This is a genomic window from Streptococcus suis S735, from assembly GCF_000294495.1.
Classification (GTDB): domain Bacteria; phylum Bacillota; class Bacilli; order Lactobacillales; family Streptococcaceae; genus Streptococcus; species Streptococcus suis.
The window spans coordinates 739,622-754,941 of sequence record NC_018526.1 but is presented as its reverse complement, the minus strand read 5'-3'; the positions used below and the strand labels follow the sequence as shown (position 1 = coordinate 754,941).

14 protein-coding genes, 3 tRNA genes and 2 pseudogenes are annotated in these 15,320 nt (G+C 42.8%); 3 read left to right on the top strand and 16 right to left on the bottom strand.

Features of this window, described 5'->3' with window-relative positions; genetic code table 11:
- Position 1: 1 nt before the first annotated feature.
- On the bottom strand, positions 2-1,144 hold the full coding sequence (locus YYK_RS03700; RefSeq protein ID WP_011922306.1) for a cysteine desulfurase family protein: 1,143 nt from the start codon (positions 1,142-1,144) through the stop codon (positions 2-4).
- Between the two features lie 112 nt (positions 1,145-1,256).
- On the opposite strand from YYK_RS03700, the gene YYK_RS03695 reads away from it, so the two are divergent.
- Both YYK_RS03695 and YYK_RS03690 read left to right on the top strand, forming a co-directional pair.
- Positions 1,257-1,670, top strand: coding sequence for a DUF6556 family protein (locus tag YYK_RS03695; protein WP_012775071.1), 414 nt, complete (start codon positions 1,257-1,259; stop codon positions 1,668-1,670).
- 60 nt (positions 1,671-1,730) lie between these two features.
- Positions 1,731-2,114, top strand: coding sequence for a hypothetical protein (locus YYK_RS03690; RefSeq protein ID WP_012775070.1), 384 nt, complete (start codon positions 1,731-1,733; stop codon positions 2,112-2,114).
- An 18-nt stretch (positions 2,115-2,132) separates the two neighbouring features.
- Here the strand turns inward: YYK_RS03690 and YYK_RS03685 are convergent, their stop codons facing one another.
- The 15 genes and pseudogenes from YYK_RS03685 to parE form a co-directional block, all read right to left on the bottom strand.
- Positions 2,133-3,161 (bottom strand): threonine aldolase family protein, encoded by a 1,029-nt coding sequence (locus YYK_RS03685; RefSeq protein ID WP_011922304.1) that lies wholly within the window; start codon positions 3,159-3,161, stop codon positions 2,133-2,135.
- 61 nt (positions 3,162-3,222) lie between these two features.
- A tRNA-Arg gene (locus YYK_RS03680) sits at positions 3,223-3,294 on the bottom strand.
- 37 nt (positions 3,295-3,331) lie between these two features.
- The gene (gene rpsA, locus YYK_RS03675) at positions 3,332-4,537 is read right to left on the bottom strand and encodes a 30S ribosomal protein S1 (RefSeq protein ID WP_012775069.1); all 1,206 of its coding nucleotides are present in this window, start codon (positions 4,535-4,537) and stop codon (positions 3,332-3,334) included.
- Positions 4,538-4,660: 123 nt separating this feature from the next.
- A tRNA-Gln gene (locus tag YYK_RS03670) sits at positions 4,661-4,732 on the bottom strand.
- A gap of 275 nt (positions 4,733-5,007) precedes the next feature.
- Positions 5,008-5,088: transfer RNA gene (locus YYK_RS03665), tRNA-Tyr, on the bottom strand.
- Between the two features lie 51 nt (positions 5,089-5,139).
- Entirely contained in the window at positions 5,140-5,373 is a 234-nt protein-coding gene (locus YYK_RS03660; protein WP_012775068.1) for a DUF2969 domain-containing protein, read from the bottom strand.
- Positions 5,374-5,439: 66 nt separating this feature from the next.
- The gene (locus tag YYK_RS03655; protein WP_012775067.1) at positions 5,440-6,462 is read right to left on the bottom strand and encodes a branched-chain amino acid aminotransferase; all 1,023 of its coding nucleotides are present in this window, start codon (positions 6,460-6,462) and stop codon (positions 5,440-5,442) included.
- A gap of 110 nt (positions 6,463-6,572) precedes the next feature.
- The gene (locus YYK_RS03650) at positions 6,573-7,190 is read right to left on the bottom strand and encodes a DUF4230 domain-containing protein (RefSeq protein WP_012775066.1); all 618 of its coding nucleotides are present in this window, start codon (positions 7,188-7,190) and stop codon (positions 6,573-6,575) included.
- 62 nt (positions 7,191-7,252) lie between these two features.
- Positions 7,253-9,706 carry a DNA topoisomerase IV subunit A gene (gene parC / locus YYK_RS03645; RefSeq protein WP_012775433.1) on the bottom strand — a complete coding sequence of 818 codons (2,454 nt, stop codon included), beginning with the start codon at positions 9,704-9,706 and terminating at the stop codon, positions 7,253-7,255.
- A 200-nt stretch (positions 9,707-9,906) separates the two neighbouring features.
- Positions 9,907-10,359 (bottom strand): hypothetical protein, encoded by a 453-nt coding sequence (locus YYK_RS03640; RefSeq protein ID WP_012775065.1) that lies wholly within the window; start codon positions 10,357-10,359, stop codon positions 9,907-9,909.
- 2 nt (positions 10,360-10,361) lie between these two features.
- Positions 10,362-10,865, bottom strand: coding sequence for a YkvA family protein (locus YYK_RS03635; RefSeq protein ID WP_012775064.1), 504 nt, complete (start codon positions 10,863-10,865; stop codon positions 10,362-10,364).
- A 32-nt stretch (positions 10,866-10,897) separates the two neighbouring features.
- Positions 10,898-11,504: pseudogene (gene fic / locus YYK_RS03630) on the bottom strand (protein adenylyltransferase Fic).
- 23 nt (positions 11,505-11,527) lie between these two features.
- Positions 11,528-11,632, bottom strand: a pseudogene (locus tag YYK_RS10550) (toprim domain-containing protein); the annotation flags it as partial.
- A 52-nt stretch (positions 11,633-11,684) separates the two neighbouring features.
- Positions 11,685-12,497 (bottom strand): hypothetical protein, encoded by an 813-nt coding sequence (locus YYK_RS03625; RefSeq protein ID WP_011922289.1) that lies wholly within the window; start codon positions 12,495-12,497, stop codon positions 11,685-11,687.
- 29 nt (positions 12,498-12,526) lie between these two features.
- Complete coding sequence (gene parE / locus YYK_RS03620; protein WP_012775063.1) at positions 12,527-14,470, bottom strand: DNA topoisomerase IV subunit B; 1,944 nt, start codon at positions 14,468-14,470, stop codon at positions 12,527-12,529.
- Between the two features lie 142 nt (positions 14,471-14,612).
- Here parE and plsY point away from each other — a divergent pair, with 142 nt between their 5' ends.
- Positions 14,613-15,257 (top strand): glycerol-3-phosphate 1-O-acyltransferase PlsY, encoded by a 645-nt coding sequence (gene plsY, locus YYK_RS03615; protein ID WP_012775062.1) that lies wholly within the window; start codon positions 14,613-14,615, stop codon positions 15,255-15,257.
- The last annotated feature ends 63 nt before the right edge of the window (positions 15,258-15,320 follow it).

The window sequence follows — 15,320 nt, the reverse complement described above, 5'->3', positions numbered from 1 at the left end:
TCTACCTTACTTTCTGTGTGTTTTGATAAATTTGTTTGAAAATCGTGAGGAATTGTTCGATTTGCCCCATATCGTTGTCATCATCCAAGCTGATACGGACGGCAGTTTGAGCCAACTTCTGCGGAACCCCCATAGCAATTAGGGTTCCAGCCGGTTTTCCAGCCTTGGACGAGCAGGCTGAGGTTGTCGAAATGTAAATCTGGTGGTCTTCAAAGGCATGGACAATGACCTCGCCACGGATGTTTTTAATTCCGAAAGTTACAATACTGGGCACAAAGTCCTCTAGCCCAGAAAAAACTGTCACATCGTCGTATTTGCCCAATTCATCCACAAGGATCTGCTTCATGGCTGCCAGTCGCTTTTGGCTATCTGCTGCCTTGTCCAAGGTCAAGCGGAGCGCCTTAGCTGTCGCAGCAATGCCAGCCACATTTTCCGTGGTTGAGCGTTTATCGCTTTCCTGTCCTCCCCCTGTCAATAGCGGAGCGATTTTCTTGCCAGCTTTGATATAGACGAAACCTACTCCTCTGACAGAGTGGAATTTGTGACCTGAAAAACTGGCAAAATCAACTCGGTCTGTCAAATACCGTTCCGTCGGCACTTTGCCGATAGCCTGCACCGCATCCACATGGAATGAGATGGTTGGCTTATCAGCTAACAGTTGAGATATTTCCTGAATGGGCTGAATAGCACCAATTTCATTGTTGACGGCCATGATAGAAACCAGTGTGGTATCTGGACGAATCAAGCTTTCTAAGGCTGAAACATCAACAAAACCTTGGGCATTGACCGGAGCCAAATCAACCTCAAAACCTTGCGTTTTGAGCCAAAGCGCAGATTCTTTTACGGCTGGGTGTTCGATAGCCGAAACGATGATGTGCTTGCCCAGGTGTGCCTTTTCAAATGCCACTCCCTTGATGACCCAGTTGTCACCTTCCGTACCACCTGAGGTGAAAAAGATTTCTTTGCTATCCTGGCCAAGCAATTCTGCGATTTGCTTGCGAGATGCTTCCAAAATACGGGTTGCCTGACTGCCTAGACTATGGAGGCTAGAGGGGTTTCCCCAGATTTTTGTCGCCACTTCCGTATAGGTCTTGAGAACTTCTGGATAGACCTGTGTCGTTGCCGCATTATCAAAATAAATCATTTTTTATATTCCTTTTATTGCAATAGTCCTATTTTATCATGTTTTCATGCCTTTCGGCAATCTTTAAGATAGTTTTAAACTTCCTATCTTAAACTAAAGGTGGAGGTACATCATGAATACACGTAAGAATACAAATAAAAAACCGGCTGGTTTAACTAATTTTCAAAAATATTTAACCTTTATCGGGTCTATTTTAGGGATTATCACTGCCTGCATCACTATCTACACCTTTACAGCAAAACCTGCAACATCCTCAACATCTCCAAGTACTACCATTTCATCATCCAGCGCCACTAGCCCCAGCCAATCATCAAGCGACAATCCATTAACAGAAGTACAAGATTCAACAAGTTCAAGCTCCGAAACAACATCCTCAACCCAAACCGAGACCAGCTCTTTAGTAGAGTCGACTGTCTCTTCCTCGTCTACAGAAACGTCTGCTACCCAAGCTTTGGAGACAAGGACAGAAACCAGTACTGATACAGAGGTAACTAGTGGGGCATCCGAAACGACTTCTAATCAATAGCACAAAAATATTTGTTTTACATTCTTGGATTTGATATACTAATTTCAAGAGGTGTGCAATATGAAATACGTCATTCTAAAAACGCCGATTTTCGTTTGGCTACTGATTTTTGCGCTTATACAAATCTTCGCCTTATCGTCATTTTTACCAGAACCATTTGATACTCGTTCATTGCTCCCCATGGGAGTATTGACCGGTTGTTCAATCAGGGTTTCCAGTGAAGTTAAAGACCAGGATGGTCAGTATGCTCCATTTAAGTACTTATGGTGGGTGATACTAGGATGGACTGTAATCGGTATTCTATTTGGTATCACTATAAAAGCACCACTAGAATTGCACATTGCCCTGATTGTACATGCAATCGCAGGGGGAATAGGCTACCGCCTTATTGAACGTTATGCAGTTTATCGCTATCATTATTTACAAACTAAAAAGAAAGGCTAACCCTTTCTTTTTTATTAATTATAATCTATTCCTTAACGCATCAATATCCGCTTGACTAGTTGACCAGCTGGTCGCAAAGCGGATGATACTGTGGCTATCGTCGTATTTCTCCCAGAAGCCATAGGCAATTCCAACTTCTGTCAATCTAGTCAATTCTTCATTCTTAACAATAACAAATTGCTGATTGGTCGGGGATTTGAGATAGAATTGAAAGCCTTTCTCTTCCAAAATCTGGGTCAGTTGCTCTGCCATTGCTATAGCATGACGCCCCAATTCAAGATACAAGTCATCAGTAAATAAGCAATCAAACTGGATACCTGTCACTCTTCCTTTCGCCAACAAGGCACTATGGTGTTTGACAATCGATACGAAATTCTTAGGCTGGTTGTTCTTTGTAAATACCAAAGCTTCCCCCATCAAGGCACCGAGTTTTGTCCCACCAATGTAGAAAACATCTGTCAGCTCTGCAATTGTCTTCAAATCAAGATCCGTATCGCGTGCAGCAAGACCATAACCCAAACGAGCTCCATCTAAAAAAAGCGGGATGTTATGATGACGACAAACTGTTGACAAGGCTTCTAACTCTGACTTGCTATAAAGTGTACCATACTCTGTTGGATGGGAAATATAAACCATTCCTGGATGAACCATGTGAGCATGATTAGCATCTGCGTAGAAATCGGAAATATAGTTCTCAACTTCACTTGCGACAAGTTTGCCATCCGTATGCGGTAAGGCCAACACCTTATGGCCTGTAAATTCAATTGCCCCTGCTTCATGAACTGCAATATGACCAGTATCCGCTGCAATGACTCCTTCATAGGAAGCTAACATAGACGAAATGACAATTTGATTGGTCTGCGTGCCACCTGCTAAAAACGTAACTTGTGCATGAGGACAGTCCGTAGCAAGTCTGATTTTTTCGATAGCAGATTCAGTATATTTATCAGTGCCATATCCAGATAAACCTTCTTGGTTGCTTGCAACTAAGGCTTCTAGCAAGGCGGGATGGGCACCTTTGTTATAGTCATTTTCAAAATGTAACATATCATAGCCTCCTTGATATAATATAACAAAAAAGCCTGTTAATGCAGGCTTTTCAATTTAGTCCACCCTGAGGGAATCGAACCCCCATCTCAAGAACCGGAATCTTACGTGATATCCATTACACTAAGGGTGGAAAGGAAAAACTTGCACAAGGCAAGTTTTTATATGAATTACAATTCAATGTCACCGAAAAGATCAGCCATTGAGAAACCAGATTGAGTTTCTGGCAATTCGTAATCACGTTTTTCTTCACGTTTTTGACGACGTGGACGTGGAGCACGTTTTTCAGCTTTTTCTTCACCTTCAACTGCTGCTGGACGCTCTTCCAAAGCTTTGATAGAAAGTGATACACGCTCATCAGCTGCGTTCACTTCAAGAACTTTAACAGTTACTTCTTGACCTACTGACAAAGCGTCTTTTGGATTTTCAACACGTTTGTGTGAAATTTGTGAAATGTGTACCAAACCATCGATACCTGGCAATACTTCAACGAAAGCACCGAAGTCAGTCAAGCGTTTTACTTTACCTTCGATTACATCACCAGCTACCAATTTTTGCTCAACGCCATCCCATGGACCAGGCTGTGTAGCTTTCAATGACAATGATACGCGACCTTCAACTTCATCGATTGCAAGAACTTTAACTTCAACTTCTTCACCAACTGTTACAGCTGATTTAGGAGATACGTTACGCTCGTGAGACAATTCAGTCAAGTGTACCAAACCATCTACACCACCAAGGTCGATGAATGCACCGAAGCTTGTGATACGTGCAACTTTACCAGTCACAACTTCACCAACTGCCAATTTACCGAATACTTCAGCACGTGCAGCTGCAGCTGCAGCTTCAACAACGTCACGACGTGACAAGATGAAACGGTTCTCAGCAGGATCAACTTCTTTGATTTTGGCATCAAATTCTTGACCTACAAAACGCTCAGTGTTACGAGTGAAACGGCTGTCGATCATTGAAGCTGGGATGAAACCACGAAGACCTTCAAATTCAACTGCAAGACCACCTTTAACGGCACGAGTTACTTTAACTGTAACAACTTCTTCTTCACGACCAACAAGCTTGTCCCATGCTTTACGTGCTTCCAAACGTTTTTTAGATACAAGATAAGTAACAGTGTCTGTATCTTTACCAACAACTTGGCGAAGTACTAACAATTCAAGTGTTTCACCAACTTTTACAAGGTCGTTGATATCAGCATCACGGTCGTTAGTCAACTCACGAAGAGTCAATACGCCTTCAACACCAGTACCTGAGATAGCTACGTTTGCTTGACCAGCATCAACTGTCAATACTTCTGCAGTTACCACATCACCAGGTGTAACTTCGCTTACACTGTTCAACAAATCTTCAAATTCGTTCATTATAAAAAAACCTCCGACAATCAGGTCTTTCGACCCAACATAAAATATATTTTATTTAAGGCACACGCAAGGACAACAACAATTAGACATCTTTGACGAACTAGACTATATCTAGTACCTTTACTGGGGTAGCTGGATTCGAACCAACGCATGAGGGAGTCAAAGTCCCTTGCCTTACCGCTTGGCGATACCCCAAAAAATAGATACAATTCATTTATTTACTAATCATAAGAAATTGAACTCGAGATTAATTTCTTAGAAAAATAGATAGCCTTCCTTGAGTGTTAACACTCAGCGTCAGTCTCCTAATTTTCTACAGAAATTTCTGGTAAACCAGAACATATCTCGTATCTTAGTTGAACACGGACTAAAATCCTAGTGAAAAAGATAAACTTCCCTGTGTGTTTAGCACACTGCGTCAATTTCCTATTTTCGTACGGATTTCTTAACGTCCTTTGTATCCTGTTCAATGGAGAGAGAGGGATTCGAACCCCCGAACCCGAAGGAGCGGATTTACAGTCCGCCGCGTTTAGCCTCTTCGCTATCTCTCCGTACACTAACAGTCACTATTCTAACATAAAATAGCGACTATTACAAGTCTTTTAGTGACTTAAATTATAATTTTCAATAATATTTCCGACTGCTTTTTCTAATTTTTTGTAAAAGCTTTCGGTATTTCCGTTTTTAATAACTGCAAAGTTATTTTCAGCCAATTCTGCAATTTCTCCAATTACTTTTTTACCTATAACAAGGCGGTAGCCAGGGAACTCTTCTCTATTGACAAGAACTTTGCTATCTTCAATCTGAATTTCAATTTTTTTATCTTTTTTACTCATTTTCAAACCTCACTTTTACTATTCTACAAAAAAAGAGAAGAGCTTGCAAGTGCAAGCCTTCTGAAATTAATCTACTTCGACAATCCAACCTTCTGGCGCTTCAATATCACCAAACTGGATACCTGTTAATTCTTCATACAATTTACGAGTGACAGGTCCTACTTCTGTTTCACTATGGAAAACATGGAGTTTGTCTGCAATCTGGATACCACCAATTGGTGAGATAACTGCAGCTGTTCCGCAAGCTCCTGCTTCGACAAACTGGTCTAATTCTTCGACAAGGACTTCACGCTCCACAGCCTTCATACCCAGACGATGCTCTGCCAAGTACAAGAGAGAATACTTGGTAATAGACGGCAAGATTGATGGTGAAATCGGTGTGACAAACTCGTTATCAGCTGTGATACCAAAGAAATTAGCAGACCCCACTTCTTCAATCTTGGTGTGGGTAGCTGGATCCAGGTAGATGACATCTGAGAAGCCCTGCTTTTTGGCATATTGGCCCGGTAAGAGCGACGCCGCGTAGTTACCACCAACCTTGGCTGCCCCTGTTCCATTTGGTGCCGCACGGTCGTACTTGTCTTGGATGAGGAAGTTGGTCGGAGCCAGGCCGCCTTTGAAATAGTTACCAACCGGCATGGCAAAAACTGTGAAAATGTACTCTTCCGCAGGTTTGACGCCGATGATGTCGCCGACACCAATCAGGAGCGGACGGAGATAAAGGGTACCACCAGTTCCATAGGGAGGAACGTAGTCTGCATTGGCTTTGACCACTTCTTTACAAGCCTTGATGAAAAGATCCGTCGGTACAGGCTCCATGAGCAAGCGGTCAGCTGTCCGTTGCAGGCGCTCAGCGTTTTGGTCTGGACGAAAGAGCTGGAGTTTTCCATCCTTGGTACGATAGGCTTTAAGGCCTTCAAAAGCCTGCTGGCCATAGTGAAGGGCTGGTGAGCTTTCTGAAATGTGCAATTCCGCATCTTCGGTCAACTGCCCTTCAGACCATTGGCTGTTTTTGAAATGAGCGATGAAGCGGTAAGGTAGTTTCATATAAGAAAAACCAAGGTTTTCCCAGTCAATGTTCACTGTCATATAGTTTCTCCAAATTCATTTTTTAATATTTTACTACTTTTGAAAGTGATTTTCAATTAAAAATTCAGAAAATTTTGTGAATATAAGAAAAAGCCTGGTAAACCAGACTCTTACTCTTTAAAAACAAATTCTAGTTGAATTTCAGGTGAGATAGCACTAAATAAATTTTGATAGTAGTTTTTGGCTGACTCTTTTATGTCTTCCTGATAATCTGCTAAAAACTTTTCTTGCTCTACCGACTGAAATTCATCTGTGATGAGTTGGGCAGTATCGATTTCTTCTGTCGCAAAACTCAGTATCTCACCACTCTTATCATATAAGGTATAAGGTTCTTCTGCATCTAATTCCAATCCAATGACTTCAAAGGCTGGAAGGGTAATTTTGTACCGATTTTCAGAAAGATGTTCAATGGATACAGGACTTTTGATACCAAATTTTGCTTTGTACTTGATAATTAAGAGGGCTGATTTTTCTGAGAAGGGCATTTCTTGACCAAATAAGACCGTGTAGTTTTTAGCGGTCACAATTTTCTGGACAGCTGTATTTAGAAATACCAATTCATTGACTTGCTCGACAGACTCAATAGCCGCATGGACACTCACTTCCTGCTGATTACTCTTTTCACCAGAGATGTAGCCGTATCCCCATACACCACACAATAACAGAAGGAAGGACAGAACAAGCCATAGATAGACTTTTATACTGAAAAATAATTTGATAATTTTCATAGCATTTACCTCCTCTACAGTATAGCAAAAAGACTTCTTTGCGAGCAATCTTTTCATCTTTTTTAGTCTATCCAGGCTCTGAAGACTTCTTCATCGGAAATGGTATCCGAAATGAAGCTACCGTTGCTAGTGCGTTCAGACAGGCTAAGCTGGGTCACATCAACCTCATAGAGTTTGCCTGTTTTGGACTGCACGTGAAGGATTTGACTTGTCGTATCATCTTCATTTGCCGTGCTAAAGAGATCAAAATCACCCTGATCCGTCAAGACTGGACCTGCCGCAAAGACACGGTGAGGCTTAGCCTTGAGTTCGCGAAGCACCTGCAAACCACGCTTGGCACGGCTGGTCACAGGGATTTCCTCCGTCGCCATCCGCTTAAGGCTACCACGCTGGGTCAGGAGATAGACGGAGCTGGTATTGCTGATAAAGGCCGCAGCCACCACATCCTCGTCCTTGAGGTTAACCGCCTTGACACCGGCCGCCTTGGCACCGATGATTGGCACTTCTTCGATGTTAAATCGCAGAGCGTAGCCCTTTTCTGTCATGAGCATGATGTCATCCAAGACTACAGGCGATACAGTAATAACCACATCCTCTGCATCTTTGAGTTTGGCATACTTGGTTGACTTGGACTTGTAAGTCCGCCATGGCGTGAACTCCTTCCGCTCCACACGCTTGATTTGACCGTATTTGGTCACCGCGAAATAAGTCCCCTCTTCAAAATTCTCTACCAATTCAGCGAAGATAATCTCTTCATTGGTATCAAAGTTCATGAGAGTCTGGCTCAGGTGTTCACCAATGTCCTTCCAACGAATATCTGTCAACTCATGAACAGGTCGGTAGATAACATTTCCAAGATTGGTAAAAAGCAAGAGGTGCTGAGTTGTCTTGGCATTCTGCAAGAAAATCAGCTGGTCATCATCCCGCTTACCCATTTCTTCAAGCGTTGAGGCATTGAAAGAACGAGGACTTGTCCGTTTGATGTAACCTGCCTTGGTCACGCTGACAAAAGTTTCTTCCTCGACAATCAGACTGGCAGTATCAATCTCAATCGTTTCTGCCTGATCCTGCAATTCACTCAAACGAGGATTGCCGAACTGCTTCTTGACCTCACGCAGTTCCTTCTTCATAAGATTGAACATGGTCCGCTCATCGCCGATAATAGCTGCCAAGGTCTGAATCTGCTCGCGTAGGGCTGCTTCTTCATTTTCCAAGGTCACAATGTCGGTATTGGTCAAGCGGTAGAGTTGCAAGGTCACGATTGCTTCTGCCTGCTCCTCGCTGAACTCATAGCTGATTTTCAGGTTTTCCTTAGCATCCGCCTTGTTTTCAGAAGCACGAATAAGGGCAATAACCTCGTCCAAAATGGAAACGACGCGGATTAAACCCTCTACGATGTGAAGGCGTTTCTCTGCTTTTTCCTTGTCAAACTTAGAACGGGCAATGATAATCTCACGGCGGTGGGCGATGTAGCTGGACAGAATCTTCTGCAAGCCAACCTGACGCGGTGTGAAATTATCAATCGCCACCATGTTAAAGTTGTAATTGATTTGTAGGTCGGTGTATTTGTAGAGGTAGTTGAGAATGGTTTGCTCATCGCTATCTTTTTTCAGCTCAATGGCAATCCGCAGACCTGTCCGATCTGACTCATCACGCACCTCGGCAATACCAGGCACCTTGTTGTTGACACGGACATCATCAATCTTCTTGACCAAAACAGCCTTGTTGACTTCATACGGAATCTCAGTAATGACAATCTGTTTCTTACCAGCCTTGAGTTGCTCGATTTCACAACGGCTACGGACAACGACACGGCCCTTACCAGTTTCATAGGCTTTCTTGATTTCGTCAGCCCCTTGGATAATGGCACCTGTTGGGAAGTCTGGTCCAGGCAAGAACTCCATCAACTTTTCTAACTTAGCTGTTGGATGATCAATCATGTAGACAACGGCATCGATGACCTCCGCTAGATTATGCGGCGGGATGTCAGTCGCGTACCCTGCTGAAATTCCTGTCGCTCCATTGACCAAGAGATTAGGGAAGGCAGCTGGTAGCACAGTGGGTTCTTTTTCCGTATCGTCAAAGTTCCAGGCAAATGGTACGGTCTTTTTCTCGATGTCAGCCAAGAGATAGCCAGCCATTTCCGAAAGGCGAGCCTCGGTGTAACGCATAGCTGCTGGCGGATCGCCGTCCATGGAACCGTTGTTTCCGTGCATCTCCACCAAAATCTCGCGGTTCTTCCAGTCCTGACTCATGCGGACCATGGCATCATAAATAGAGGAATCACCGTGCGGGTGGAAATTCCCCATGATATTTCCGACTGACTTGGCAGACTTACGGTAACCCTTGTCAAAAGTGTTGCCGTCCTTATTCATAGAATAAAGAATCCGACGTTGCACGGGCTTGAGACCGTCACGAATGTCCGGCAGGGCCCGCTCCTGAATAATGTATTTGGAGTAGCGACCAAAACGCTCTCCCATGATGTCCTCAAGGGACATGTTTTGAATGTTTGACATAAATTAAGATACAAAGGGACGATTCAGTCCCGTGTTCAGTTATTTCTACTAACCGAACATTCCTTTCTTTGTTTCTTGGTGGGAAGTTAAATTTTCTTTCTTTTTTACTTTTTTGATAATCACCTTAAGTAGTGGGAACGGAAGAGAGCTTATATAGCAATTTCTGTTGCGATATCCTTAACTAAACATTAGTTCTTTACCTAAGTTCTCTGATAAAAGAAAGCAATCATATCCCCTACTCTATCATAAAGATTGTCATCAACATATGCTAATTTCTCAATTTCTAATTCCTCATCATCAATCAAATTTTCTTGATAAGCTTGAGCATATTCACCACACGATTTTAGATAATCCATTATTAAAACTAACTCTTGCTTCTGTTGAGAAGAAAGGAGTTTTCCTTTATAGAGAGTCTCCTTTATGAATCGACAGTAGTTTGAGTGCTCTTCACACCAATTGACATTGCCATTTGCTTGAGCTTCCCAACGAAGTTTTTCTAATTGTCGAAGTAATTCACCTTGTAAAGTAGAAGAAATCCCGTATTTAGGCACATCTGCTCGCCAAATTGAACGTAGAACCTCTGTATACTGAGAAGCATAAGGAACTTTCTTAAGTTGCTCGATAGTTGGCTTTTTTCTTAAAAACTTTATCATAGCTACTCTTCCGCCTTCCACTGGCTTGCTTGCCAGCTTCTAAAGTCATCGACATCTGTTTTGATTAATTTCAAACAGGCATTAAGGACAAAGGCATCGTCAAGTAGACCTGCTCCAAGGATGAAATCTGGTAAGGCATCAATAGGACTGAAAAAATAAATCAAAGCACCTATAATTGCGAGGATTGTCGCTTTGGGTAACTTGCTGTAATCTCTACGGATATAGCTTCGCACCATGGAAATCAAGCCTGGAATAGCCGCAAACTTATCTCCGCCAAAAGGCATACGAGACAGTTTCCGTTCCGTGCTATGTAAAAAATGTTCTAATTTTCCTTGCTCAGATAGCAAGTTTTCTGCATGTTGCCGAGTTTTGGAAGATTGCCAAATCTTCAATGCTTGGCCAAATTTCTCTTCCAACTCCTGTTTGTTTTTAAATGGCTTGCGCTTTCGTGCCCATTCAGACAACCGTTTTTGAAAACGGTCAGTTAATTTTACTCTTAGTGGCATAAAACACCTCACATCATTTGTTTATGCTAGATTTACAAATCCTCAATACGATATAGGTTGTAACCCTCATAGTAATAAGAATGGTCGATGCCCTTGAAATAAGTAGCCTGACCAAGATCTTCCGTTAAGGCTTGCAATAACAGATATTTAAGCTCTCCTGTTGACACATGGCTTCTAACCATTGCATTGAAATATTCATCTTTATCAATGCTATTCCAGTCAACAACCCTACCCAAACTATCCCGTAGCATACAATCCAACCAGATACGCATACTGCGTCCATTTCCTTCTCGGAATGGATGTGCAATGTTCATATCTGCATATTTTTCAACGATTTCATCAAAGGTTTCGTGAGGTAGCTTGTCGATATAGGCCAAAGACTGCTCAAGAAAGATACGTGGAGCGAATTGAAAATTATCTTTGGTTGGCAATGTTGACATCACGAATCTTACCTGCAAAGTCGTAAATATCCTCAAATAAAGCTTGATGAATGTGTGCCAAACCGGCAAAGGTTCCAACTTCTATCTGGAATAACTGACCATTTTCGAACAGTTGAGCTGCTTTTTTCTTGCTGATTTGTTCTTCAAGACGGGCTAATTCAGCCGAATTTTCAATCTCCAATTTATTTTCTAAAACCATATGGCACCTCAACTTCCCTGAGATTATTTAGTAAAAGCTGTCGATTCCTCCAAGGTAAACTTAACATTGTCTTCAATCAACTTGCGGCGTGGCTCGACCTTGTCGCCCATAAAGACAGATACACGGCGTTAGGAACAATCGATTCCTATCACAAATCATCGAATTGAATAGTTTATAGTATTAGTTTGCTATATTTTCAACAAATTGATAGACCTTTTGGGACCAATCTGCCATCCCATCCTGACCATAGTCTAAATAATAAACTTTTGAAGACATATCTAGGGGAATAATTGTCTCAAAATGAGATTTTTCACTTGAAGGAACAATACAGGCAAACAAATATTTCAAACTTAAACAATCCCTGACCTTTGCAGGGTGGTATCCATCAAAAACATAACCATCTGCATTGACTATATCGTCGTACTTAAAATGAAAACTTACGCCTGGAATAAAAGAATTCCCCAACTCTTCCTCTGTTGGTTCTCTACCTAGTAATCTTTCCATTGCAAGTCTGTAGCCAGAACTTGTATTTGACCAACCTAGCATGACATAATCAAAATAATCTTCTGGATCACCTGCTGCGTTTCGATTATCCTGAACGAGTTCTTGATGAGTTTTGTTGAACGCACGAACAGCGGACAATAATTGACCACTCATGAAAATCTCTTGTGCAGTTTCGACAGTACACGTATGACTTAAAAAATCCGAATAAACGTAATTACCACCAACATCATATGTTGAGGCCACAATCTTTTTCGAAGGAGTAAATGGAAATGCAGTGGGTGAGCAACAAGATAAATAGACAAGTTGTTCAAGCATTACTTTGTCTTCACAATCTATTAGCGTCTCTCTGCCGTAAAGTTTCTCATAAGCTAAAAAAGCTACAATTTTCTCTAATTCCCAATCTTGAATATTAGGATAGTCAGACAAAGCAAGAAAATAGGTTCCCTTCCATTGGAGACTATAAGATTCATTCCAAATTTGTAATTTCATAACGTAGTCTTACAATTGTATTTCAATTTCTAAAACACCGTACTCTCTTCCAAGGTAAACTTCACATTGTCTTCAATCCACTTGCGACGTGGCTCGACCTTGTCGCCCATGAGGACAGACACACGGCGTTCAGCACGGGCTAGGTCTTCAATGGTGACACGGATGAGGGTACGGGTTTCAGGGTTCATGGTCGTTTCCCAGAGCTGATCGGCATTCATCTCACCAAGCCCCTTGTAGCGCTGGAGGATAAAGCCCTTGCCAAAATCCTTGCGGAGATCTTCTAATTCTCCATCAGACCAAGCATAAGCAATCTTTTCTGCCTTTCCCTTGCCTTTGGACATCTTGTAGAGCGGCGGAAGGGCGATATAAACCCGGCCTGCCTCTACTAGCGGTCGCATATAGCGATAGAAGAAGGTCAGCAAGAGGGTCTGAATGTGAGCACCGTCCGTGTCCGCATCGGTCATGATAATAATCTTGTCATAGTTGACATCTTCGATAGTGAAATCCGACCCAACACCTGCACCAATGGTGTAAATCATGGTATTGATTTCTTCGTTTTTGAGGATGTCCGCCATTTTTGCCTTGGCGGTATTGATAACCTTACCACGCAAAGGTAGAATGGCTTGAAACTTGCGGTCACGGCCTTGTTTGGCAGAACCTCCGGCCGAATCTCCCTCGACCAGATAGAGTTCATTTTTGGCTGGATTTTTGGACTGGGCTGGGGTTAATTTCCCTGACAAAAGGCCCTTATCCTTCTTGTTTTTCTTACCGTTTCGGGATTCGTCACGCGCCTTACGCGCAGCCTCTCGGGCGTCACGCGCCTTAATGGCTTTACGAACTAGATTAGATGCTAGCTCGCCATTTTCCAAAAGGAAGAAGGTCAGCTTGTCCGACACAATGCCGTCCACCACAGGGCGAGCAAGCGGGCTACCCAGCTTGTCCTTGGTCTGTCCTTCAAACTGCAAATGCTCTTCTGGCACAAGGATAGAGAGGACCGCAGACAAACCTTCACGGTAGTCAGAGCCTTCCAAGTTCTTGTCCTTTTCCTTGAGTAAGTTGGTCTTACGAGCATAGTCGTTCATGGCCTTGGTAATGGCTAGTTTGAGACCTGTTTCGTGGGTACCGCCGTCCTTGGTCCGAACGTTGTTGACAAAAGACAGGATATTGTCTGAATAGCCGTCGTTGTACTGCATAGCAACTTGGACTTGGAAACCAGCATCTTCTCCTTCAAAATAAAGGACAGGTGTCAGAGTTTCCTTGTCTTCGTTGAGGTAGGATACAAAGTCCTGAACGCCATTTTCATAGTGATACTCCTCCTGCTCACCTGTTCGCTCATCTGTCAGAGTCATGGTGACTTGCTTGAGCAAGAAGGCTGATTCTTTCAGGCGTTCGGCAATGGTGTTGAACTTGAAATCCGTCGTTGAGAAGATGGTATCGTCAGGCATAAAGGTAACTTTTGTACCTGTTTTTGATTTTGGAGCGGTACCAATCTTCTCTAGGGTCGTGACTGGCTTTCCGCCCTGCTCAAACCGTTGCTTGTAAACAGCTCCGTCACGGGTAATCTCAACTTCCAACCAGCTGGACAGGGCATTGACCACCGAAGAACCAACCCCGTGGAGACCACCTGAAGTCTTGTAGCCACCTTGACCGAACTTACCACCTGCGTGGAGAACGGTGAAGATGACTTCAACTGTTGGCTTGCCTGTTGCATGCATACCAACGGGCATCCCGCGTCCACGGTCGGAAACGGACAGACTACCGTCCTTGTTAATAGTCACGTCAATTCGGTCACCGAAACCAGACAGGGCTTCATCGACAGCGTTATCGACAATCTCCCAGACCATGTGGTGCAAGCCATTTCCGTCTGTGGAGCCGATGTACATACCAGGGCGTTTGCGAACGGCATCTAGCCCTTCCAATACCTGAATGGCATCGTCATTGTAATTATTTATATCAATCTCTTTCTTAGCCAAAACTGACCTCCATACTTATCATCCTTTCTATATTACAAGTTTTTTAGCATTTTTGCAAAATATTTCTGTTACCTATCGGCTGAGACAGCTCACAAAATAAGATTTTGGACTAAATTAGATGAAAATATGCTATAATGAAAACATGTTAGTCAATCTTATTTTACTATTTATTGCATATTTGTTGGGATCTATCCCGTCAGGACTTTGGATAGGTCAAACTTTTTTCAATATCAACATTCGTGAGCATGGTTCGGGAAATACTGGAACAACCAACACATTCCGTATTTTAGGTCCAAAGGCTGGTACGATTGTATTTGTAATTGATTTTCTCAAGGGAACGTTGGCAGCCTTGCTTCCGCTGATCTTTCATGCCCAAGGAATTTCTCCGATTGTATTTGGGTTAATGGCTGTACTGGGACACACTTTCCCTATCTTTGCCCAATTCAAAGGTGGAAAGGCGGTTGCAACATCTGCTGGTATGCTTCTGGGCGTCGCACCTGCTTTTTGCCTCTATCTCGTTCTAATCTTTGCCAGTTCACTCTACTTGACGTCCATGGTTTCCTTCTCTAGCGTCTTAGCAGCAGCTTTAGCAATCTTAGGAGCTCTGCTATTTCCAGCAATAGGAATCATCCTGCCAAGCTACGACTGGCTCTTTACAGTGATTATCGTCTTTCTTGGCAGTTTTGTCATCATCCGTCACAAGGAAAATATCCAGCGGATTTTGAAAAAAGAAGAGAACCTTGTCCCATTCGGACTCAATCTAACCAAACAGAAAAAGCGAGTTTAACCACTCGCTTTTAATTTATTTATAGTCTTTTAGTTTACTTTTAGTACTAGGCAACGAGCTGCA